We start from the raw sequence: 19,932 nt of genomic DNA, 5'->3' as shown, positions 1-19,932 counted from the left end.
CATCAAAACTGAAAAGTGTGGTCAGGCGGAGTTTGATCACACGAACTTTCACTTTTAAGTAACAAAAACATATTGCCCGTATTTGTATGGTAATATCGGAAGTAACGACATAATAGCGCGGAAAAACAGAGAATTATGAACAAGCGCCCGACTATCAATGATGTTGCAGCCCTAGCAGGTGTATCAAAACGTACCGTGTCACGCGTCATTAACGGTGCGACCAATGTGGGAAAAGCAACACGTGAGCGCATTGAAGCGGTCATTCAAGAAACGGGGTTTGCCCCTGACAAGCAAGCGCGTGGTTTAAGTACTAGCCGCTCTTACTTGATAGGCTTGATTTATGACAACCCCGATGCCTTGTATATAGACCAAGTACAAAGAGGCGTGTTAAGCATATGTTCTCAAAAGGGTTATGAGTTAGTTGTACACCCTTGTAGTTATAATGCCGAAGGTTTTGTAGAAGACTGTATTAACTTTGTACGTCGTTCAAACATAGATGGTGTCATTATATTGCCACCGGTATCCGAATCGAAGTTATTAGCCGACGCGCTGCAACAAAAGAGCATTAACTATGTGCGAATGGCGTCAGTAGATTTAGATGACCATCAAAATATCGTAGTGAGTGACGACAGAGCTGCTTTAAGTGATTTAGCGCGCTATATGGTTTCACTAGGTCATAAAGACATTGGTATCATCAGCGGTCCGCAACAGTATTATTCCTCAAAAGAGCGTTTGGAAGGCTTTGTTGAAACGCTTAACGGCCTAGGTGTCGATGTACCTAAAAACAGGGTAATTGAGGGTAAAAACAGCTTCGAAAGCGGTATAGAATGCGCACGTCAATTGCTTATTCAGTCACCACGAGTTAAAGCTATTTTTGCAAACAACGATGAAATGGCAGCAGGCGTATTGAAAGTGGCTCATGAAATGGGAATAACCGTACCTGACGAACTATCCGTCGCGGGGTTCGATGACAACCTACTTGCTGCCCGTGTAATCCCTGCCCTTACTACTGTTCAACGTCCCGTTGGCGATATGGCAGCTATTGCAGCGCGTAAAATCATCGCGCACATCGAAGGCAGTGAAGTTAGTGAAACCGAAACGTATCTGGTCAAACCTCACCTAATTATTCGCGATTCAATCAAAAAAGTGTGATTTTTTACAATGAAGTGTTGCTAACACTTCTTTTTCGACCTATTATGCCACCGGTGGCACGACAATAAAAAAGAATGTTAAAAATAAACAATTTGTAAACAGAGCGTAAAAAGCAACGTTTTCTAATCTATCGCTCTTTTTAAATACACAGTGCTTATTAAACAACGCTTAGCAGTTAAATAAGCCGTAAAGATAAAGCAGGACTTGTAATGGACGTTAAAACACAACTAGTTAAAGTGCATAATAACGATAACGTTGCGGTTGCAACCTGCCCTATCGTGGCTGGCACTTACATCGCTGAATATGACATTACAGTTAGCCAAGACATTCCTGCTGGCCATAAAGTTGCCTTAGTTACCCTGTCAGACGGTGGCGACATCGTAAAATATGGTTTCAGCATTGGTGCTGCAACAAGCCAAATTAATGCTGGTGAACATGTTCACAGCCATAACGCAAAGACTAAGTTAAAAGGCACTGAACAATACGTTTACGCGCCGTCAAATACCGCTTCAAAACAAAACCATCTTACTTCTGGGTTACAGTTCATGGGCTACAGAAGAGAAAATGGAAAAGTGGGTATTCGCAATGAAGTATGGATCATCAATACCGTAGGCTGCGTAAATCGAACAGCAGACCGTATTGCCAACGAATGTAATCGCCGTTTCGCTAGCGAGTGCGACGGGTTCCGCGCATTTACCCACCCTTTTGGCTGTTCTCAGCTGGGCGATGATTTAGATGACACGCGCACTATCTTAGCCTCTCTCGCATCTCACCCGAACGCTGGTGCGGTGTTAATTGTAGGCTTGGGTTGCGAAAACAATCAGCTTAAGAGTTTACTGCCTCACGTTGATAAACCGGCAAATCGGGTTCGCTTCTACAACGCACAAGAAGTGGTAGATGAGTTAGAAGAAGGCGTCAATGCGGTTTATGACTTGTTAAAAGTAATGGCTAATGACAAACGTGAGCCTATCGACGCTAGCGAATTAACGTTGGGCATGAAGTGTGGTGGTAGCGACGCTTTTAGCGGTATTACTGCCAACCCAACAGTAGGGCGTGTTACCGATTTAATGTGTAATCTAGGTGGCTCGGTCATTTTAACCGAAACGCCAGAAATGTTTGGTGCCGAACAGCTCTTAATGAATCGCGCTAAAAACAAAGACGTATTTGCGGCGTTTAACTCGCTGATTGATGAGTTTAAGAACTACTTTATCGCCCACAACCAACCTATTTACGAAAACCCGTCTCCAGGCAATAAGGCAGGCGGTTTAACCACGCTAGAGGAAAAGTCTCTCGGCGCGGTTCAAAAAGGTGGAACGTCTACTATTCAGTCCATCTTGCAGTATGGCGAGCCCAAGCAAGATAAAGGCTTAAGTTTATTACAAGCACCTGGTAACGATGCCGTTAGTTCAACGGCGTTGGCAGCATCGGGGGCACATATCGTTTTATTCACCACAGGCCGAGGCACGCCCCTTGGTTTTCCTGTACCCACAGTCAAGATATCGTCAAATTCAGATATCGCTAATAAGAAGCCACATTGGATAGATTTTAACGCTGGACAAGTTCTGGAAGGCGTATCTATCGATAAGTGTGCCGAAGCGCTACTCCAACATTGTTTGGCAGTGGCATCTGGTCAACAAACCTGCAACGAGAAGAATGGCAGCCATGAGATTGCTATTTGGAAACGTGGCGTCACCCTCTAAAAGAGAGCGTTATGGAATCGATATTATTACATGAAGATAGACTTTTTCCTGCCGATGAAGCAACCCGAAGTGTTGCAAAGGCGCTGTATAAGGAAATTCGAGATCTCCCTATCATAAGTCCACATGGCCATACTGACCCACGTTGGTTTGCACAAAACAATAATTTCACCAATGCAACCGAGTTGTTTATCACCCCTGATCACTATGTGTTCAGAATGCTGTATAGCCAAGGTATTAAATTAACCGATATTGGTGTGCCACGTTGGGACGGCGGCGAAACGGAAAAGGATCCACGTAAAATCTGGAAACTTCTGGCAGATAACTATCATCTATTTGCTGCCACACCATCGCGTTTGTGGTTAGACACTGTATTTCACGATGTATTTGGTTTGCGAGAGATGTTGTGTAGCGACAACGCAACGCATTATTACGACCACATCACTGCGCAGCTTCAAGGGGATGACTTTAAACCCCGTGCACTGATGGACCGCTTCAATATTGAAGTGATTGCTACCACCGAAGGCGCGCTTGATGCCCTTCCCCATCACGCAGCGATTAAAGATACACCGTGGGCAAAGCGGGTTATCACCACCTTTAGACCTGATGATGTAGTCGATGCTTCACGCGAAGATATTGTTTCAAACATTGAGAAACTTGGTGAGCTCACCGGTGAAGACACTGCAACCTGGCAGGGCTACCTGAACGCAATTCGTGCACGACGTGCCGTCTTTAGAGAACACGGTGCAACAGCAACAGATCACGGACACCCAACGGCGAACACAGCTGATTTAAGTGAAGCTGAGTGTATTGCTTTATTCGATAAAGTAAGAAGTGGAAACAGTAACCCTGAAGAGCAAGAGCTATTTAGAGCGCAAATGCTTACCGAATTAGCGGGAATGAGTGTAGAAGACGGCATGGTGATGCAAATTCACCCTGGTTCGTTTAGAAACCACAACAGTCAGCTCTTTACACAGTTTGGTCGCGATAAAGGCCACGACATTCCAATGCAAACAGATTTTGTTAAAGCGCTTCGCCCGTTACTCGGTAAATACGGTAACGAGCCTAACCTCGACATTATTCTATTTACATTAGATGAAACCACGTACAGCCGTGAATTAGCACCACTTGCAGGTCACTACCCTTGCCTGAAACTTGGTCCTTCTTGGTGGTTCCACGATAGCCCTGAAGGCATGTTGCGCTTTAGACATCAAGTGACAGAAACCGCAGGTTTCTTCAATACTGTTGGTTTTAATGACGATACGCGCGCGTTCTTGTCTATTCCTGCACGTCACGATGTTGCCAGACGCATTGATTGTCGCTTCCTTGCACAGTTAGTTGTGGAGCACCGCATCAGTGAAACAGAAGCGGCCAGCATTGCAAGAAAACTAACTTATGATTTTGCTAAACAAGCGTACAAACTGGGGTAATCATGACAAAGCCGTTATCAATTGCAACGCTACCTCTTTTAAGTGACAGCGTAAGTAAACCAAATTACGATCTGGAAGCAACCGGTTGTGGCATTGTGCATATTGGTCCAGGCGCCTTTCACCGTGCGCACCAAGCGTATTATACCGAAATGGCGCTGGCTTATGGCGGTGACTGGCGCATTCACGGTGTGTCAATGCGCAGCGCATCTCTTAAAGAAGCGTTGAGTACACAAGATAATCTCTATGCGTTGTGTATTGTTGATAACGAGCCTGAAACCCACATTATCGGCGCAATTAAAACCCTTTCTACACTAGCACATGATCGTGAAGACATTGTTGCTGCGCTGGTAAACAAGCAAACTAAAATTGTGATGCTTACCGTGACAGAAAAGGGCTATTGCCTTAATGCGCAAGGTCATCTAGATACTGATCATCCGGATATTAAAGCTGATTTAGTCACGCCAGAAACACCGGTAAGTGCAGTTGGCCTAATTGTGCAAGCGCTAGCACAACGTAAGCAGGCAGGCTATGCAGATATTACCATTATCAGCTGTGACAACGTGTCAGACAACGGTAAAAAGCTGCAAAAAGCGGTGACCGAGTTCGCCAATAAAACGGACGAATCACTCGGCCAATGGATCAGCGAGAACATCGCCTTCCCCTGCACTATGGTTGACAGTATTACGCCGGCAACTGAAGACAGCTTTAAAGCCAACGTTGCCGCTGAGCTGGGCTTAACTGACAACTGGCCTATTCAGCGTGAGGCTTTTACGCAATGGGTGGTTGAAGATAATTTTTCTGGCCCACGACCTGCTTGGGATAAAGTTGGCGTTACTTTTACTCATGATGTGAGCTTCTTTGAGAAAGCTAAGCTTCGCATTCTAAACGGCACACATTCAACACTGGCCTACATAGGGTTATTGCTTGGCAAGGAAACCGTATTCGACGCAATGCGTACCCCAGCCATAAAGCAACTGATTCAAACCATGTTAAAAGAAGAAATTGTTCCGTCTCTATCCAGTGATAACGAGAATGCCGATAGCGGAACACAAGACTTCGATCTGAACGCTTACGCACAAGACATTGTTAAGCGCTATGAGAATAAGCATATTCGCCACCTGTTGTCGCAAATTGCTTGGGATGGATCACAGAAAATCCCATTTCGAATTCTCGACACAGTACGCGATAACCTAAAAGCAAAACGAAATATTGATTTGCTCTGCAGTGCCGTTGCGGCCTGGTGCCTATTTGTAAACAACAAGGCACGTTTAAACGAAACTATCACCGACCCGCTAGATAGTATGTTAAGGGCCACAGCAAAATCGGTAGACTTTCAGGCAATAGAACTTGCTAAAAAATTGCTATCTCTTGAAACCATGTTCGCTGAACTGTCGGTAAACACTACGTTCAAAGAAAAAGTGCTCGAAAAAGTTAATCAGCTGCTTAGCATTTTATCGCACGAAAACAGCAACGAAGGTCAGCAAGGTTCTGCTCCCACTACGTTAACAGAAAGTTCGCTAGATTCACTAAAAGGAACCGCGTGATGAAAAGTACCTTTTCCATGCTTAAAGGCGCCCCATTACTCCCTATTATTCAGCCTAAATCTGTTGACGAGGGGCTTCACCTAGCAGAAGCAATTGCAAATAGCGGCCTGTGCAACATAGAAGTAGTGAAACGCAGCGACGCAGCATTTGAAGCCCTGTCAGCGATTAGAAAACAGTTTCCTGAACTCGTTGTGGGCATGGGCACATTGTTAAATCGCAACCACGTATTTGAAGCGTTGGATGCAGGCGCGCAATTTTTGATAACGCCCACAAGCTCAGAGACATTGCTCGATACACTGATTGCGTCTAATGCACCCTTTTTGCCGGGCGTCGCTACGCCTGCCGATATTCTTTTGGCGCACCAAAAAGGCATTCGCGAAATGAAGTTCTTTCCTGCGAGTCTTAGCGGCGGAACACCTTTTCTTAAAGCGATTTCAAGCGTATTTAGCGATGTTTCCTTCTGCCCTACCGGCGGCATTAATGGCGACAACGCGAATGAGTATCTCTCGCTTGGCAATGTAAGAGCAGTAGGCGGTACATGGATGATGCCGAAGGCAGCCATTGAAGCAAAAAATTGGCAAGCTATAACTTTGGAATGTCAGCAAAGCCTAACATTGTTTGATGAGGCTGCGGCATGAGCATAGTTGATACCAACCAAAGAATGGTTATTTTTGGCGAGTGCATGGTAGAGCTTAGAAGCACTCAGCGTGAGTCATCAGTTAGTACGCGCGATGAAAACACAGATAATAATCTGATGGCGAAAAGCTTTGCTGGCGACACGTACAACACTGCGGTTTATTTAAAACGCTGCTTGCCTTCATCTTCCATTAGTTACTTAACGGCGATCGGCGCAGACTTTTTAAGCGATGAGCTGCTGTTTAAAATGGGTGAGCACGAAATTAACACTGATTTAGTGTTTCGCTCGTCGTCGCGTAACCTTGGCCTGTATATGATCCGCAACGACAACGAAGGTGAAAGAACCTTTGCATATTGGCGTAACCAATCTGCAGCAACACAGACGCTCAACATTATGAAGGGCGCTGAATTTGCTTGTGACTGGTTTTATTTGAGCGGTATTTCTATTGCCATTTTAGATGATGAACAGCGCGCTACACTTTTCGAACTGATTTCGTCCCTCAAGGCCAAAGGAAGTAAGATTGCCTTTGATCCTAATTATCGAGCTCGCCTTTGGTCATCTCAAGAAGATGCCAAATACTGGACGGGTAAGGCATATGCTGAAGCAGACTTGGCGTTCCCAGGTGCAGACGACCATTTAATGCTGTTTGGCCACACTAATGCTGATGAAATATTTAGCTATTTAGCCGACAAACAGATTGAAGAAATCGTGATGAAAAACGGGGCGGTTGGCGTTCATATACTCCGTCAACAAGAACAATGTATTGTGCCTGTTGAGCGTGTTGAACAGGTGGTTGATACAACGGCTGCTGGCGATGCATTTAATGGCGGTTATATGGCCGCTCGACTTGCAGGTAGAAAGCCTGTCGAGAGCGCGAGCTATGGGGCAAAAGTGGCAGCGACTGTGATTACCTACCCCGGTGCCATTATATCAGGCGATGCCTTCACTAATCACATACCGTCGCTATAGTCGGTATGTGACATTCCTCTTTCTTTTCTCTTCTATTTCCTGCCATTGTAACCATAAGCAAGCACGCTAATTAAAATAAAGGCGATCCCCCAATAAAAAGACGCGGCACGCCCGCAATAACGCGCCACTTCATTTTTATGCGAGCTTACAACGTGTCTCGATATACGTATTTTGCCAGTGGGTGCGCTGTCGCTTTTAGCTGTCGCACGAATATTTGCGCCATTTTCGCCGCGCCCACAACGTTCAAGTGAGTGTCGTCCGTTTTGCCTTCAGGGTAGCGCGCATAAAGGTCGGCGGGCACCTTAATGAAGTAATGGTTGCTGTTAGGCTCGCCTACCTGTGCAAGAAAATCGCAAGTTAAAGCGTTCATAGGAATAAATGGCACGCTATTTTGTGCTGCCACTTTCTTCGCTGCATCGGCATACGCCAGCAACGTCCGTTTTAATACACCTTCCTCAGTGAAATGACGCCTGCAAATACTACTTGCGATAATCACTGATGCCCCTTTTGCTTCAACATCCTGAACAAACTGATTCAAGTAAGCTGGATAAGCATTTTCCGGGTCGGCATAGCGAGCAGGATCCGACTGTTTTTGATCGTTATGACCAAACTGAATAGCCACAAAATCACCTTCAGACAGATCGGATAACAGAAGCTGCCAGCGTCCCTCATCTACAAATCGCTTTGTGCTTCTGCCGTTAGCCGCGTGGTTTTTAATATTAAGATTAGGCAGCATGAATTCAGGAAGCAATTGCCCCCACCCACGTTCTGGATATGACAACATAGGCTTGTCTGACATGGTTGAGTCGCCGACTAGATGTAGGGTAACCGGCTTTTTGTAGGATGGAGCTTTTACAGCCTCTTCACTGCCTTTATTAGTAGCGCTTTGGATTGAAGCACTTTGGGAACCCGAACTGGTAAGTGCATAAGCGCTAGATTGCGCCGCGTAACTAATGTGAAGTGTACTCGTGCCTTGCTGGTCTGCCTCTGCAAAAGTACTCGATACAGCCAAAACGCTTGCAAGACTGAAGCGAAGCGCGTTGAATATTTTCCCTGTGGTGGGTTTACTTGAATTTTTCACACCTTTTCTCCTTTTCAATATTTTTATTGTTGCGATGCAAATTGCTCAAAAAGTGAGATACAGGAGTGCTGAACTCCTCCCGGCCTACACTTTTTGCACATAAAAAAGGCCATCATTACGATGGCCAAACACACCCGTCTTCACGGAACACAACATTTAATTATTATCTCAGGCCGGCCAACATAATTGGTCGGCCTGTTTTTTTACATAGTATAACGAGCGCCCAAGAAGAACTGACGGCCCGTGTGGTTGTACTCACGTACCAAGTTCAAAGAGCCATCACCCGTGGTAAACAAGCGCTCGTACTCATCGGTAAGATTAATGACTTCAAAGGTCAACGTTAGCTCGTCGTTTACGTTATAAAATGACGAGAAATCTACCTGCGTAGGTCCTGTCGTACCGTGCGCAACGTTACCATTGCTGCCAGTAAAGTCTGTCAGGTAATCGTCGCGTTTGTTAACTGACACACGCGCACCGTATTGGTCTGTTTCGTAATACACCGTAAAGTTGTACGATGTTTCACTCATACCTTCGATGTCGTCAGCATTAACGTGCGTATAGTTCGACACGATCCCCATGTTTTCGAACAGTCCTGGTAAGAAACTTAGCGGCTGCTGATAAATTAACTCATAACCGCTCACACTTCTGTCTTCAGCGTTAATTGGACTGCTATGCTCGTATGGAATAGTGCGTGGGTCTAGCGCAATTACAGGGTCGAACTGTGCATCGTTGTCGATAAAGTCGTAGTAAGCACTGTCGACTAAACGCTCTTCTGATGCGCGAACAATCCAGTTATCAATGTCTTTGTAGAACACTGTTGCTGCTAGTAGCGCTTCGTCATCGAAGTACCATTCAACACCAAAGTCAACGTTGTTCGACGTAAACGGATCAAGGAATGGGTTCCCCACGCTCACCGAGCCGTTAATATAATCAAAGCTTGGGTTACCAGGGTTTAATGAGTTCAGGCTTGGACGAGTCATAGACTGTGTTAAGCCAAGGCGAACAACTACGTCATCAGTTGCTTCAAGTGCTAAGTTAACTGCTGGTAAAAAGTTATTGTACTCGTTTTCGATTTGTACCGTTTCGCCTTGAATAAAGCCTTCAGAGGTTGTGGTTGTTTTCACATAACGCACACCGTAATTAGCGCGAAGTAACATGTCGGCAATCTCATAGCTCGTATCAAGCTCAAGATACATTGCTGATGTTTCTTCGCCTACTTGCCAGCTTTGTGCAGAACGCGGTGTCCAAACCACATCTAACAATTGGCTATTAATAGCGTCAAAGTCGGCAACAAGGAACGGGTCAAGAGGGCCATCAAAACCACTTCCGAAATCGTCTACCGGCATAATTTCAGCAAAACCTACTGCCGAGTCTTGATCCGGGAAGCCATTTATTTGCTCTTCACTGTAGGTTACAACACGGTCATTGTAGGCAAAACCAGCCTTAATAGTGACTTCATCACCTAAGTATGTCGCATCAAATTTGACCGTGTCGTTTTCGCGCAATACATCAGTAGCACGTAATCGGCCATCGCTTAGATTATAGTTGCTTGCATCGTTAACATCGTAACCGTAAGTCACTTCTGGCGCGTTGCTGTTATTGCTAAAGTCAAAGCCGTAGCTGGTTTCTTCCAGCAGCGTCATATTGTAACGATATTGCTCTGAACGAGCGTCAGACTCTGCAGTACCTGCCATCATATCAAGTTTAAGGTTTTCACCAATAAACCACTCGCCAGAAATTACAAATTGGCTAAAGTCAGTGGTTGATTCTTGTAAACGGCTTTCAATACGCGATTTGATACCGTCGTACGTACCAGCCAGCACCTGTTGACCATTAGGATGAACAGTAATGGAGGTAGGTGTAATTTCTTCGAATGTACTTCTGAACATGTGGAAGAAGTTATACATGGTACGGGTGTTATCAAGCTTAGACACTAAACCGTCTAGCGTTAGTGTGAAATTATCTGTTGCAGCCCACTGAATTGAACCGGTGAAGCCTACACGCTCTTGATCATTACCAAAGTAGTCAGGTCTAGGTAAACGAGGAGTCCATAAACAATTAATCGGGTCTACCGACTCACCTTCATACTGGCAATCATCTACGTCAGGTGTGCCGTTAACAACCGTGTTTGATGTATCGCCAAAGATGCCACCGCCATCGCGAACTGGAGTAGTCCAACGAACGGTACCAAAACCTTCCTGTCTTACTGTACGCTCTGAGAACGCTGCCGAGAAAAGCACACCGACTTTGTCGTCAGCGAAACGGTTGCTGATCATGAAAGCGGCGCGAGGATCGGTCTCTTCTGTAATGCTGTTATAGCCGCCTTGAAGAGATGAAACGAATTTAAAACCGTCGTAATCAAACGGCTTTGCCGAGTACAGATCAACCGTACCTGCAATGCCGCCTTCTTCCATAGAGGCGGTAGGAGATTTTTGAATATCTACGCGGTTGAACAATTCAGAAGCGAAAATGTTAAAGTCAAAGCCACGTCCACCGTTTACACCGCCACCTGAGTCTGTGCCATCTGTACTTGCTGGCACTTCCATGCCATTAAGTGTTGTGCGGGTAAATGAAGGGCTCAAACCACGCAAAGTAATTTGGCGCCCTTCCCCACCTTCACGAGAAATGGCTACGCCGGGTACACGTTGAATTGACTCAGCAATATTTAAGTCCGGGAATTTACCAATGTCTTGCGCAACAATTGATTCTTTACTGTTAACTGATGTTCGCTTTTCCATCAGTGATTTATTAAGTGATCCACGAAAGCCTGATACTTCAATGACTTCCATATTTTGCGCTTCGGTTTCACTGGCTTGTTCGTCTGTGGCTTCTTGCGCATGAAGATGTGCGCCTGACAACGCTAGCGTAACAAGAACAGCGAGTTGCTTTTTCTTTGGTAACATTGTTGTTTCTCCGGTTTTTATATTTATAAGAGACGCGCATACTGACAAAAGGTGAAGATGCTTTTGAAACGTGTGTGAACTATTCAAATTTACACAAATTCAACATTTATCGTATTTAACCATTTCACTCCCCTTTATGCCACCGGATAACATTTTGGTGATTAATACCGTCAATGCTTTACATTTATCCGATAGCACGTCTTGGCTGTTAAGGAAGCGAAAACGCGTCAATTCTAATTCATTCTCTATAGTGGTCTCGTGAACCACCAAAACCTTGAATGAGAAGAGTTGCAGGGTACAGCTATGTTTTCTAATTAACGCAAAACTTCTCTTCGGCAATAATGTAAACCTCGAAAACAACACTCAAGCTTTACATTTGATTTACATCCTAAACAGTTATGCTACCGGTGGCAACAAATTTGTTGAAAAAATTTACAATAAGTAGAAATTTGATATGCAATGATGAAAAAAGAAGAGACTATAGAAACTTACCAAAGCAGGATGAGAGCTTTAATTAAAACACTTAAATACAGCAACTTATGTCATATTGAACGCTTTTTGAACGCGTAAAATAAAAGTTAAAAAATGTAAATAATTCCGTTGACATATGAGCAAATAAAAACCATTATGCTACCGGTAGCACAGAGTGTATTTACAATGTTATAAAAATAAGGGTTTGTTATGCTAAAAGGTATTCTACGCGCAGCTTCCGTTGTAGCTTGCACGGCGTTTGTTTCTTCCGCTGCTAATGCAAATGATTGGGTACAAATGCCTCTCGACAACACACAATCATGGTCTATGAGAATGATAGAGTCTGAGATGGTGCGTTTCCCAGAAGCTTGGCAAATCGATTGGGATGAGAAGCCACAATGGGATTACGTTCACGGTCTCAACCTCCTTGCCATAACAGAAGTCTATCAAGAGACTAAAGATCCCCGTCTCCTGTCTTATGTAAAAGGTTACTACGACATGTTGGTTCAACAAGACGGAAGTATCAAAACCTATGATATCAATAAGTTTAATATTGATATGGTTAACCCTGGTAAAGTGCTGTTTTTCCTCTATGAAGAAACCGGCAACCCTAAATACAAAAAAGCCGCTGACCTACTTAGAACGCAGCTTACTACTCACCCACGTACCGAGCAAGGTGGCTTTTGGCATAAGAAACGCTATCCAGACCAAATGTGGCTTGATGGCCTATACATGGGGGCCCCCTTCTACGCTGAATACATTGTTAAGTACGGCGATATGAAAGAGCTAGACGACGTATTTTTGCAATTTGAACTCATTGAAGAGCACCTTTACGACGAAAAAACAGGCCTCCCCTTGCATGGCTGGGACGCATCTAAAAAGCAAAAGTGGGCTGATAAAGAAACAGGTCTTTCTCAACATCACTGGTCACGTTCGCTAGGTTGGTATGCTATGGCAATGGTGGATGTGCTAGAAGTTGTTCCTGCCGAACACCCAAAAACACCGTGGCTACAAGGGCGCTTTAAAGCGTTTATCGACGCTGCGCTTGCCTATCAACATAATTCAGGCACCTGGTATCAGGTTACTGACTTGGGAAGCCGTGAAGGAAACTACCTTGAAGCATCAGGTACAGCAATGTTGACCTATGCTATGGCTAAAGGTGCAAGCCTTAAGTTTCTTCCTGAGGAATACAAAGCTCATGCAGAAAAAGGGTTTGCTGGACTTCTTGATCAAATGATTTCGGTTAATCCAGAAACTAACGTTATCAGCCTTGAGCAAGTTTGCGCTGTTGCTGGTCTTGGTGGAAATCCATATAGAGATGGTTCATTCGACTACTACATGAGTGAGCCAATCAGAGCAAACGACGCGAAAGGTGTAGGCCCATTCATTCTGGCTGCACATTATTTGAATAAGTAAAAAGCGCTAAATTGTAAATAAAAGGGGTATATGATGGTCCGACCTAACTCACCGAATGCCAGACGTCACTTCTTAAAGTCTGGTCTCGCCACCACTGTTGCAGCTTCTGGGATGGCTGTAGGTGTTCCTACATTCCTATCCGGATGTGCAAATGTGACCGAAACGGGAAGGACTCAACGCCAGTGGGACGCCGAAGCAAACCTTATTAAAGGGATGATAAAGCGCCCCACCTTTGCAAAGCGCGAAGCTAATGTTACCGACTTTTTAAATGAAAATGGCAGTGACTTTAAGCAAGCGTTACATGCAGCTATCGACCAAGTCGCACGCCAAGGTGGTGGCAAAGTGGTTGTGCCAAAAGGCGACTGGCTATGCAGCGGCCCAATTCACTTACAGTCGAATATAAACTTGCATATTGACGCAGGCGCAACAATTCGATTTTCTACCAACCCTGATGATTACAAACCATACGTTTTTACTCGCTGGGAAGGTATGGAGTTAATGGGTTACTCCCCTCTTATTTATGCTTTTGAGCAAAGTAATATCGCAATTACCGGCAAAGGTACGCTTGACGGTAGCGCGGCGAAAGACAACTGGTGGCCATGGAAAGGTAAGTGGAAGGCTTCAACATGGGGTGACGATCCGGTCGAGAACCAAAAATATACCAGAGACACGCTGCAAGAAATGGTAGAAAACGGGACACCCGTTAGTGACCGCGTTTTTGAAAATAATTACCTGCGCCCTCCGTTTATACAACCTTACCGCTGTGAAAATGTACTTATCGAGGGTGTTACCATCCTGCGCTCTCCATTTTGGTTAGTTAACCCTGTGCTTTGCAAGAACGTCACCGTTAACGACGTGTACTGTAAAAGTTTCGGCCCAAATTCGGACGGGTGCGACCCTGAAAGCTGCACGAACGTTATTATCTCTAACTGTACATTTGATACAGGGGACGATTGCATTGCCATTAAATCTGGACGCAATGCAGACGGCAGAAGGGTCAATGTTCCCTGCAGTAATATCGTCATAGAACATTGCGAGATGAAGGCTGGCCATGGCGGTGTTGTAATCGGCAGTGAAATATCAGGTGGTGTAGAAAATCTCTATGCTCAGTATTGCACCATGAGTAGCCCTGATTTAGACCGCGGCATTAGAATTAAAACCAACAGTATTCGGGGTGGTCACCTAAAAAATCTAAACTATCGCAATATCGATATTGGGACGGTGAAAGACGCTGTTGTCGTGAATTTCTTCTACGAAGAAGGTGATGCCGGTAACTTCCCTCCTCTACTGGAAGATATCACTATAGAGAACTTGAACGTTGCGTCAGCTAACCGGGCCTTTGTGCTTCGCGGGTATGACCATACGCCTATTTCTGGGTTGACGTTGAATAACATAACGATAAAACGTGCGCTTAAAGATGCCGTTATCGAAAACGTAGCGCATCTTTCAATAAACAATGTGTTTATTAATAGCCAACCATTTAACAAGCACGGGCTGTAGAAGAATAAATACTATGGAATTTAATAAAGCACGTGTCAGTCTTAGTTTAGCCTTTGTGTTGCTGGCAGGTATACTTTTTAGTGGATTAAGCGCGGCAATGCCAGCAACGACGGATGTAGTAGTAGCTAAATCACATGACAGTGACGATGACAGTGACGTAAGTAAGGACGCTTTACCTCATTTTAACTCTGTGTCCCAAGCTATTGCTTATATCGCGTCTCACAAGCCACAAAAAGATAAAGTATGGACCGTCTTTATTAACGAAGGCATTTATCGAGAGCGTGTCGTCATAAACGTTGATAATGTTCACTTTGTGGGCCAGTCGCAAGAAACAACGACTATCGTTTTCAATCGGTATGCAGGTCAACAAGTCGCAGAGAATTCTCAAGAAAAATGGGGAACTCGTCGCACTGCCACTGTGGAGATTTTAGGTGATAATATCACTCTGGAAAATATCACTATCACCAATGATTTTGATTATCCCGGTAACGAGGTCAAAGCAAAAGACGACCCTACTCGATTATCAGGTACGCAGGCAGTAGCGCTTAAAACCGATGTAAACTCAGATCGCACTTACCTTAAAAATGTCGCACTCTGGGGTTACCAAGATACCCTCTATTTAAAAGGTGACCGCGCTCTGATTGAAGGCGGAACAATAGCAGGACATATTGACTTTATTTTTGGTGAGGGCACCGCGTTTTTTGAAAGCGTTTCTATTGTTTCCCATACACGTTATTCTGGCGGTGATAGCGAAGGACTAACAGGCTACATTACCGCCCCAAGCACTCATTTACAGCGTCCTTATGGGTTAACGTTCAATAACTGTAGGCTTGAAAGAGAACACGGCGTTCCAGATGAAAGCGTGGCACTGGGAAGGCCTTGGCATCCTACAACCACCTTTTCAGATGGCCGATATGCAAACCCTTACGCTGTAGGTAAAACCACGTTTATCAACACCTATATGGCAGGTCATATCATTCAAAAGCGCTGGACTACTATGGGTGGAACTACGCCATCAGGTACAAAGAGACCATTTAATCCCCACACAGAAGCAAGATTTTCCGAGTACCAATCTCATGGAGAAGGTGCACCTAAAGCAGTCTCCTCACCAGCAATAAACTCTCATTTTCTTAATGATAAAAACGCGGCTTTTTACACTAAAGAGGCGGTATTGCGAGGCTGGGTGCCTAATAACATCCCGAACGATATTAAATAGAGCAACATAAGCGTAAGTAAATTGTTCGGCACATTGCGTAACCACTTGGTATCTATTATCTTTTAGTTATCACTGTGCCACTACTACCCTTATGTCTATACGTGTTCGTTATATCGTTGCGTTATTGCTAACCGCTACACTCGTCACTCTTTCTTTTATTGTTCTGTACGAATTAATCAGTGATCAGAAGAAAGATGCTGAAATTGTCAATATCGCGGGTCAGCAACGCATGCTTTCACAGCGTATTGCGTTGCTCACCTCTACACCAAACATTTGCGAAGACAGTGAAGATCAAAGGTATTTGGCGCAATCGTTAGCACGTTTCAAACAAAATCATCAACAGCTTGTGTCACTCGATAACCTTCCCTCCTCTATCTCTAATACTTACTTTAACGAAGGCCAGCTCGACAACAAAGTAAGCCAATATATAAAAAGCGCCGATCAAATTTTAGATGCAGCACAGTGTCAGCCCACTACGCTTTTAGATATTCAAGCGCTGACATCGCTATTACAACAGCTTGATTATGTCGTCGCGCGGTTCGAGCAAGACGCCACTGCTAGAGTAGATGTGGTTCTTTCGATTGAAGTTTACTTATGGCTAGCCACACTCGCTCTATTATGTATCGAAGCAGCATTCATCTTTTCTCCTATGGAGCGCACCGTTAAACGGTCATTTGCCAAACTAACGAGCTTGAAAGAGCAAGCGGAAAGTTCGGCTGATGAGGCTCGTAGAGCAAGCAAAGCAAAATCAGAGTTTCTTTCAAGCATGAGTCACGAACTTCGCACACCAATGAACGGCCTGTTTGGCATGATCGAGTTGGCCATAGACAACCCTGACAAAAGCAACATCTACCTTAGAAAAGCCAAAACTGCTGGTAGGCAACTCCTTGTGTTAATCAACGATATTCTCGATATATCAAAAATTGAAGCAGGCAAAATCAAAATTGAACAGGCGCCAGTCGACCTATTACAAGTCTTGGACGATGTGGTGTCGTTACAGCGGGTTTACTGCCAAAGAAAAGGTCTTGAATTTCATTACTTAAAAGACCCTGACCTACCTCACGTAATTAAAGGCGATATCACTCGTATTTCGCAAATTCTGCACAACTTGTTAAGTAATGCAATTAAGTTTACTGAACAAGGTTCTGTCACGTTAAAGGTCACCTATACCAAACGCCCGAACGGCAATTATTTAAGCTTCGATGTTATTGATACCGGCATTGGTATCGAGTCATCTAAGCTTGATAATATCTTTAAGAAATTTGAGCAAGCCGACCAATCCACCACCCGCGAGTACGGGGGCACAGGGCTAGGATTAAGTATTGCGAAGCAGTTGGCGAAACTCATGCTCGGCGACATCAATGTAACCTCATTTGTAGGCCAAGGAAGCACCTTCAGTTTTACCATGGCAGCGGAAGAATCTCAGCTGCCCGACATTAACGTTGAACCCAGTGCTAATTTGCGCTGTGCGATAGTTGATGACTTACAAACCAGCCGCGAATATTTTGAGCATGTTGTTACCTCCATGTCGATTGTGCCCCAAAGTTATGATAGTGCAAAAGCCTACCTATCAGACAGCCCACTGGCTTTCGACGTTATTATTCTTGATTTGTCTATGCCAGAGATGAGCGGGGTCGATTTGCTAGAACAGTTGAAGGCGATGAACCCAGATAAATTTCCTAAAATCATTCTTATCTCTGCTGAACTGGAACGACTAGAAGATGAAAATGATGTTTCTGAACTTATCTGGCGTACGCATGCTAAGCCCATTAATCGTCGAGAACTTGAGCATGATTTAGGAAGGTTAATTGAGACAAAACCCGTATCTCATAATGATGTTAAAGAAGGCAATAAGAAGAAACGCATACTGCTAGCTGAAGACAACGAAATCAATGCCGAAATCGTTAAGACTATATTGCAGTCAGAAGGCTATAAGTTCCTACATGTTAAGAACGGAAAAGATGCCGTAGACGTGGGCAAGCGACATCAATTCGACCTTATTTTGATGGACTGCAATATGCCCGTCATGGGAGGAATTGAGGCATCAACAATATTACGCAAAGCATTGGAGGTTGATACACCAATTGTTGCGCTCACTGCAAACGCTTTCGCAGAAGACAAAGAAGAGTGCTTGGCTGCTGGCATGACTGACTTTTTAGCCAAGCCTTTAGACAAAGACACGCTACTGGTTTGTATCAAGAAATATATCGGTTAGCTGCATGTACTAACACTCAACAAGGAGCTGTTTGGCAGGCCACTTCCACATTTTATACGGTATAGGGTTCTTGCTCTGCAATGTACCCTGGCGCGATGGCTAAATTGTCGGTATTCGCAAGGCTCTGCTGATTCCTAAGCCAAAGTTGATACTCTCCGGTACGTAAGCTTGCATGTTTTGTACAATCAACATTCCAACGTCTAAGCAGGTATCCCGCCATGGCAGCCCGTACTTCCAATGTAAGCACGCCTTCTTCCATGGCGTAATCAAGCTCTATTGCGGTGGCATATTTTATATTCTTAGGATGCGGCACAATTTCAAGTGAGATAAGTCGCCCCCACTCTTCATCACAATCTATGCATTCATGGGTTTCAGGTTCTGCTTTAACCGTTACCTTACTAATTCGAGTTAGCACAAAATCTCTAAAACTTTGTGATTTTCTGTCGAATGCGCGAACATGCCAGCGTTGACCGTTGTCAACAATACTGTGAGGCACTAACTCTCTTGCGCCACTGCCGCTTGAAAGCGACGTATAGATTACACTCATCGCCTTTTTGTTCACGATGGCTTGTACCACTTTCGCCACCACAAAAATATCAGGAATATTAAGTGAAGATGCACTTTCAACAGGGAAATGTATGTCACCGATCGCATCAAATCCATCTGATATGTCGTTGGCAAGCTTCACAAGGGTTCGCTTTGCATCGTGTTCAAAAACCGGAATAAAGCTTTCTGTTTGAAAGTAACGTTTTTCCCTTGGATCGTAGACTAAGTTATCAGGGGCGAGCTCTTTGTATAGCGTAAAGTCACGAGAACCAGCCGATAGCCCCACTTCAAAGCGATTTATTAAGTCTTGGCGATGAATAGCCCCTTTAAACAAAAGGCAGAAATCGATATACGCCAGTCGTTGGCGTTGAGAAAAAGAAATGGTTTCTAACATGGTGCGCACTTATTGTATTTTTATTCAGTGTGGTTTATTTAAAGCCGTATGTAAATAGCAATAGAAATAAAAAAGCCCAGCACGTGGCTGGGCTTAAACTTTTAGCCATTAAGGTTTATGACTTCACACGTTTGCGAGCGAAAAACATACCACCTAAAGCCAGAAGCGATAGCGCCAAGGTACCTGGTGCAGGTACTTGGGTAATATCAAAGCTCGCCCCCTTAAATTCGATATCTTGAGGAATGCCCCCACCTAGCGTTCCGCCAAAGCCAACCGAGGCTGAAAGCGGACTAAATGATGCTCTCCCTACTGCATTTGCGATAAACTGCACTGTGTATAGGTCGTTTATCACGTTTTGAAACTGATACCCGATATCGATGCCAGGTCCTTGGAAAGCAAAAGAGCCTACTGTCGCTAAGTTATCCTCAATCAGTGGGAGAAATAACTCTATCACTGGCGATGGCAGAGGTAACCCAAACGGCCCTTCGATTTGCCCAAGTGCACCAAATGGGCCTTGAGACGCTGCACTACCCGCAACATAACTCAGTAACGATGTATCAAAACTAAATACCGTCTCGTATACATCAAACAACGTAGGCAATGCCCCAACATTAGACAAACTAGATAAACTTATGGTAGCCGTAATAGTTTCACCAATATCGTAGCTGCTTTTGTCTGTTGATATTTCAATTATTGCAGCATTGGCATTTAGCGTTACCGCTGCTATAAGCATTAAAAATAACTTTTTCATCTTTTTATCC

The 19,932-nt window shown here is 44.4% G+C and carries 14 protein-coding genes; 10 read left to right on the top strand and 4 right to left on the bottom strand.

What is annotated here, in order from left to right:
* Positions 1-135 precede the first annotated feature (135 nt).
* The 6 genes from MHM87_RS07515 (at position 136) to MHM87_RS07490 (ending at position 7,429) form a co-directional block, all read left to right on the top strand.
* Entirely contained in the window at positions 136-1,152 is a 1,017-nt protein-coding gene (locus MHM87_RS07515) for a LacI family DNA-binding transcriptional regulator (RefSeq protein ID WP_014949874.1), read from the top strand.
* Between the two features lie 209 nt (positions 1,153-1,361).
* Positions 1,362-2,852: an altronate dehydratase family protein gene (locus MHM87_RS07510; protein ID WP_239258378.1), complete on the top strand. Its 1,491-nt coding sequence runs from the start codon at positions 1,362-1,364 to the stop codon at positions 2,850-2,852.
* Positions 2,853-2,863: 11 nt separating this feature from the next.
* Complete coding sequence (gene uxaC / locus MHM87_RS07505; RefSeq protein ID WP_239258376.1) at positions 2,864-4,279, top strand: glucuronate isomerase; 1,416 nt, start codon at positions 2,864-2,866, stop codon at positions 4,277-4,279.
* A gap of 2 nt (positions 4,280-4,281) precedes the next feature.
* Positions 4,282-5,823, top strand: a complete 1,542-nt coding sequence (locus tag MHM87_RS07500) for a mannitol dehydrogenase family protein (RefSeq protein WP_239258374.1) — start codon at positions 4,282-4,284, stop codon at positions 5,821-5,823.
* Positions 5,823-6,461: a bifunctional 4-hydroxy-2-oxoglutarate aldolase/2-dehydro-3-deoxy-phosphogluconate aldolase gene (eda, locus tag MHM87_RS07495; protein ID WP_239258372.1), complete on the top strand. Its 639-nt coding sequence runs from the start codon at positions 5,823-5,825 to the stop codon at positions 6,459-6,461. The genes MHM87_RS07500 and eda overlap by 1 nt, the downstream gene beginning before the upstream one ends.
* Positions 6,458-7,429, top strand: a complete 972-nt coding sequence (locus tag MHM87_RS07490; RefSeq protein WP_014976838.1) for a sugar kinase — start codon at positions 6,458-6,460, stop codon at positions 7,427-7,429. The genes eda and MHM87_RS07490 overlap by 4 nt, the downstream gene beginning before the upstream one ends.
* A gap of 145 nt (positions 7,430-7,574) precedes the next feature.
* Here MHM87_RS07490 and MHM87_RS07485 read toward each other — a convergent pair whose 3' ends face one another.
* Together MHM87_RS07485 and MHM87_RS07480 are read right to left on the bottom strand one after the other, a co-directional pair.
* Positions 7,575-8,510, bottom strand: a complete 936-nt coding sequence (locus MHM87_RS07485; protein WP_239258370.1) for a rhamnogalacturonan acetylesterase — start codon at positions 8,508-8,510, stop codon at positions 7,575-7,577.
* A 203-nt stretch (positions 8,511-8,713) separates the two neighbouring features.
* On the bottom strand, positions 8,714-11,413 hold the full coding sequence (locus MHM87_RS07480) for a TonB-dependent receptor (RefSeq protein ID WP_039225317.1): 2,700 nt from the start codon (positions 11,411-11,413) through the stop codon (positions 8,714-8,716).
* Between the two features lie 681 nt (positions 11,414-12,094).
* On the opposite strand from MHM87_RS07480, the gene MHM87_RS07475 reads away from it, so the two are divergent.
* The 4 genes from MHM87_RS07475 to MHM87_RS07460 all read left to right on the top strand — a co-directional run bounded on the left by MHM87_RS07475 (position 12,095) and on the right by MHM87_RS07460 (position 18,231).
* Entirely contained in the window at positions 12,095-13,300 is a 1,206-nt protein-coding gene (locus tag MHM87_RS07475; RefSeq protein WP_239258368.1) for a glycoside hydrolase family 88 protein, read from the top strand.
* A 33-nt stretch (positions 13,301-13,333) separates the two neighbouring features.
* A complete protein-coding gene (locus tag MHM87_RS07470) occupies positions 13,334-14,800 on the top strand; it encodes a glycoside hydrolase family 28 protein (protein WP_239258366.1) in 1,467 nt (488 codons plus the stop codon).
* Between the two features lie 13 nt (positions 14,801-14,813).
* Positions 14,814-16,016, top strand: coding sequence for a pectinesterase family protein (locus tag MHM87_RS07465; protein WP_239258364.1), 1,203 nt, complete (start codon positions 14,814-14,816; stop codon positions 16,014-16,016).
* Positions 16,017-16,107: 91 nt separating this feature from the next.
* Positions 16,108-18,231 (top strand): response regulator, encoded by a 2,124-nt coding sequence (locus tag MHM87_RS07460; RefSeq protein WP_239258362.1) that lies wholly within the window; start codon positions 16,108-16,110, stop codon positions 18,229-18,231.
* A 52-nt stretch (positions 18,232-18,283) separates the two neighbouring features.
* On the opposite strand, the gene MHM87_RS07455 is transcribed toward MHM87_RS07460, so the two are convergent.
* Both MHM87_RS07455 and MHM87_RS07450 read right to left on the bottom strand, forming a co-directional pair.
* A complete protein-coding gene (locus tag MHM87_RS07455) occupies positions 18,284-19,171 on the bottom strand; it encodes a WYL domain-containing protein (protein ID WP_239258360.1) in 888 nt (295 codons plus the stop codon).
* A gap of 115 nt (positions 19,172-19,286) precedes the next feature.
* Complete coding sequence (locus MHM87_RS07450; protein ID WP_239258358.1) at positions 19,287-19,922, bottom strand: PEP-CTERM sorting domain-containing protein; 636 nt, start codon at positions 19,920-19,922, stop codon at positions 19,287-19,289.
* Positions 19,923-19,932: the final 10 nt, after the last annotated feature.

The sequence above is a fragment of the Alteromonas sp. Cnat3-28 genome, assembly GCF_022348265.1.
GTDB lineage: Bacteria > Pseudomonadota > Gammaproteobacteria > Enterobacterales > Alteromonadaceae > Alteromonas > Alteromonas macleodii.
The sequence above is the reverse complement of the archived record's forward strand: the minus strand, read 5'-3'. Positions and strand labels throughout refer to the sequence as shown.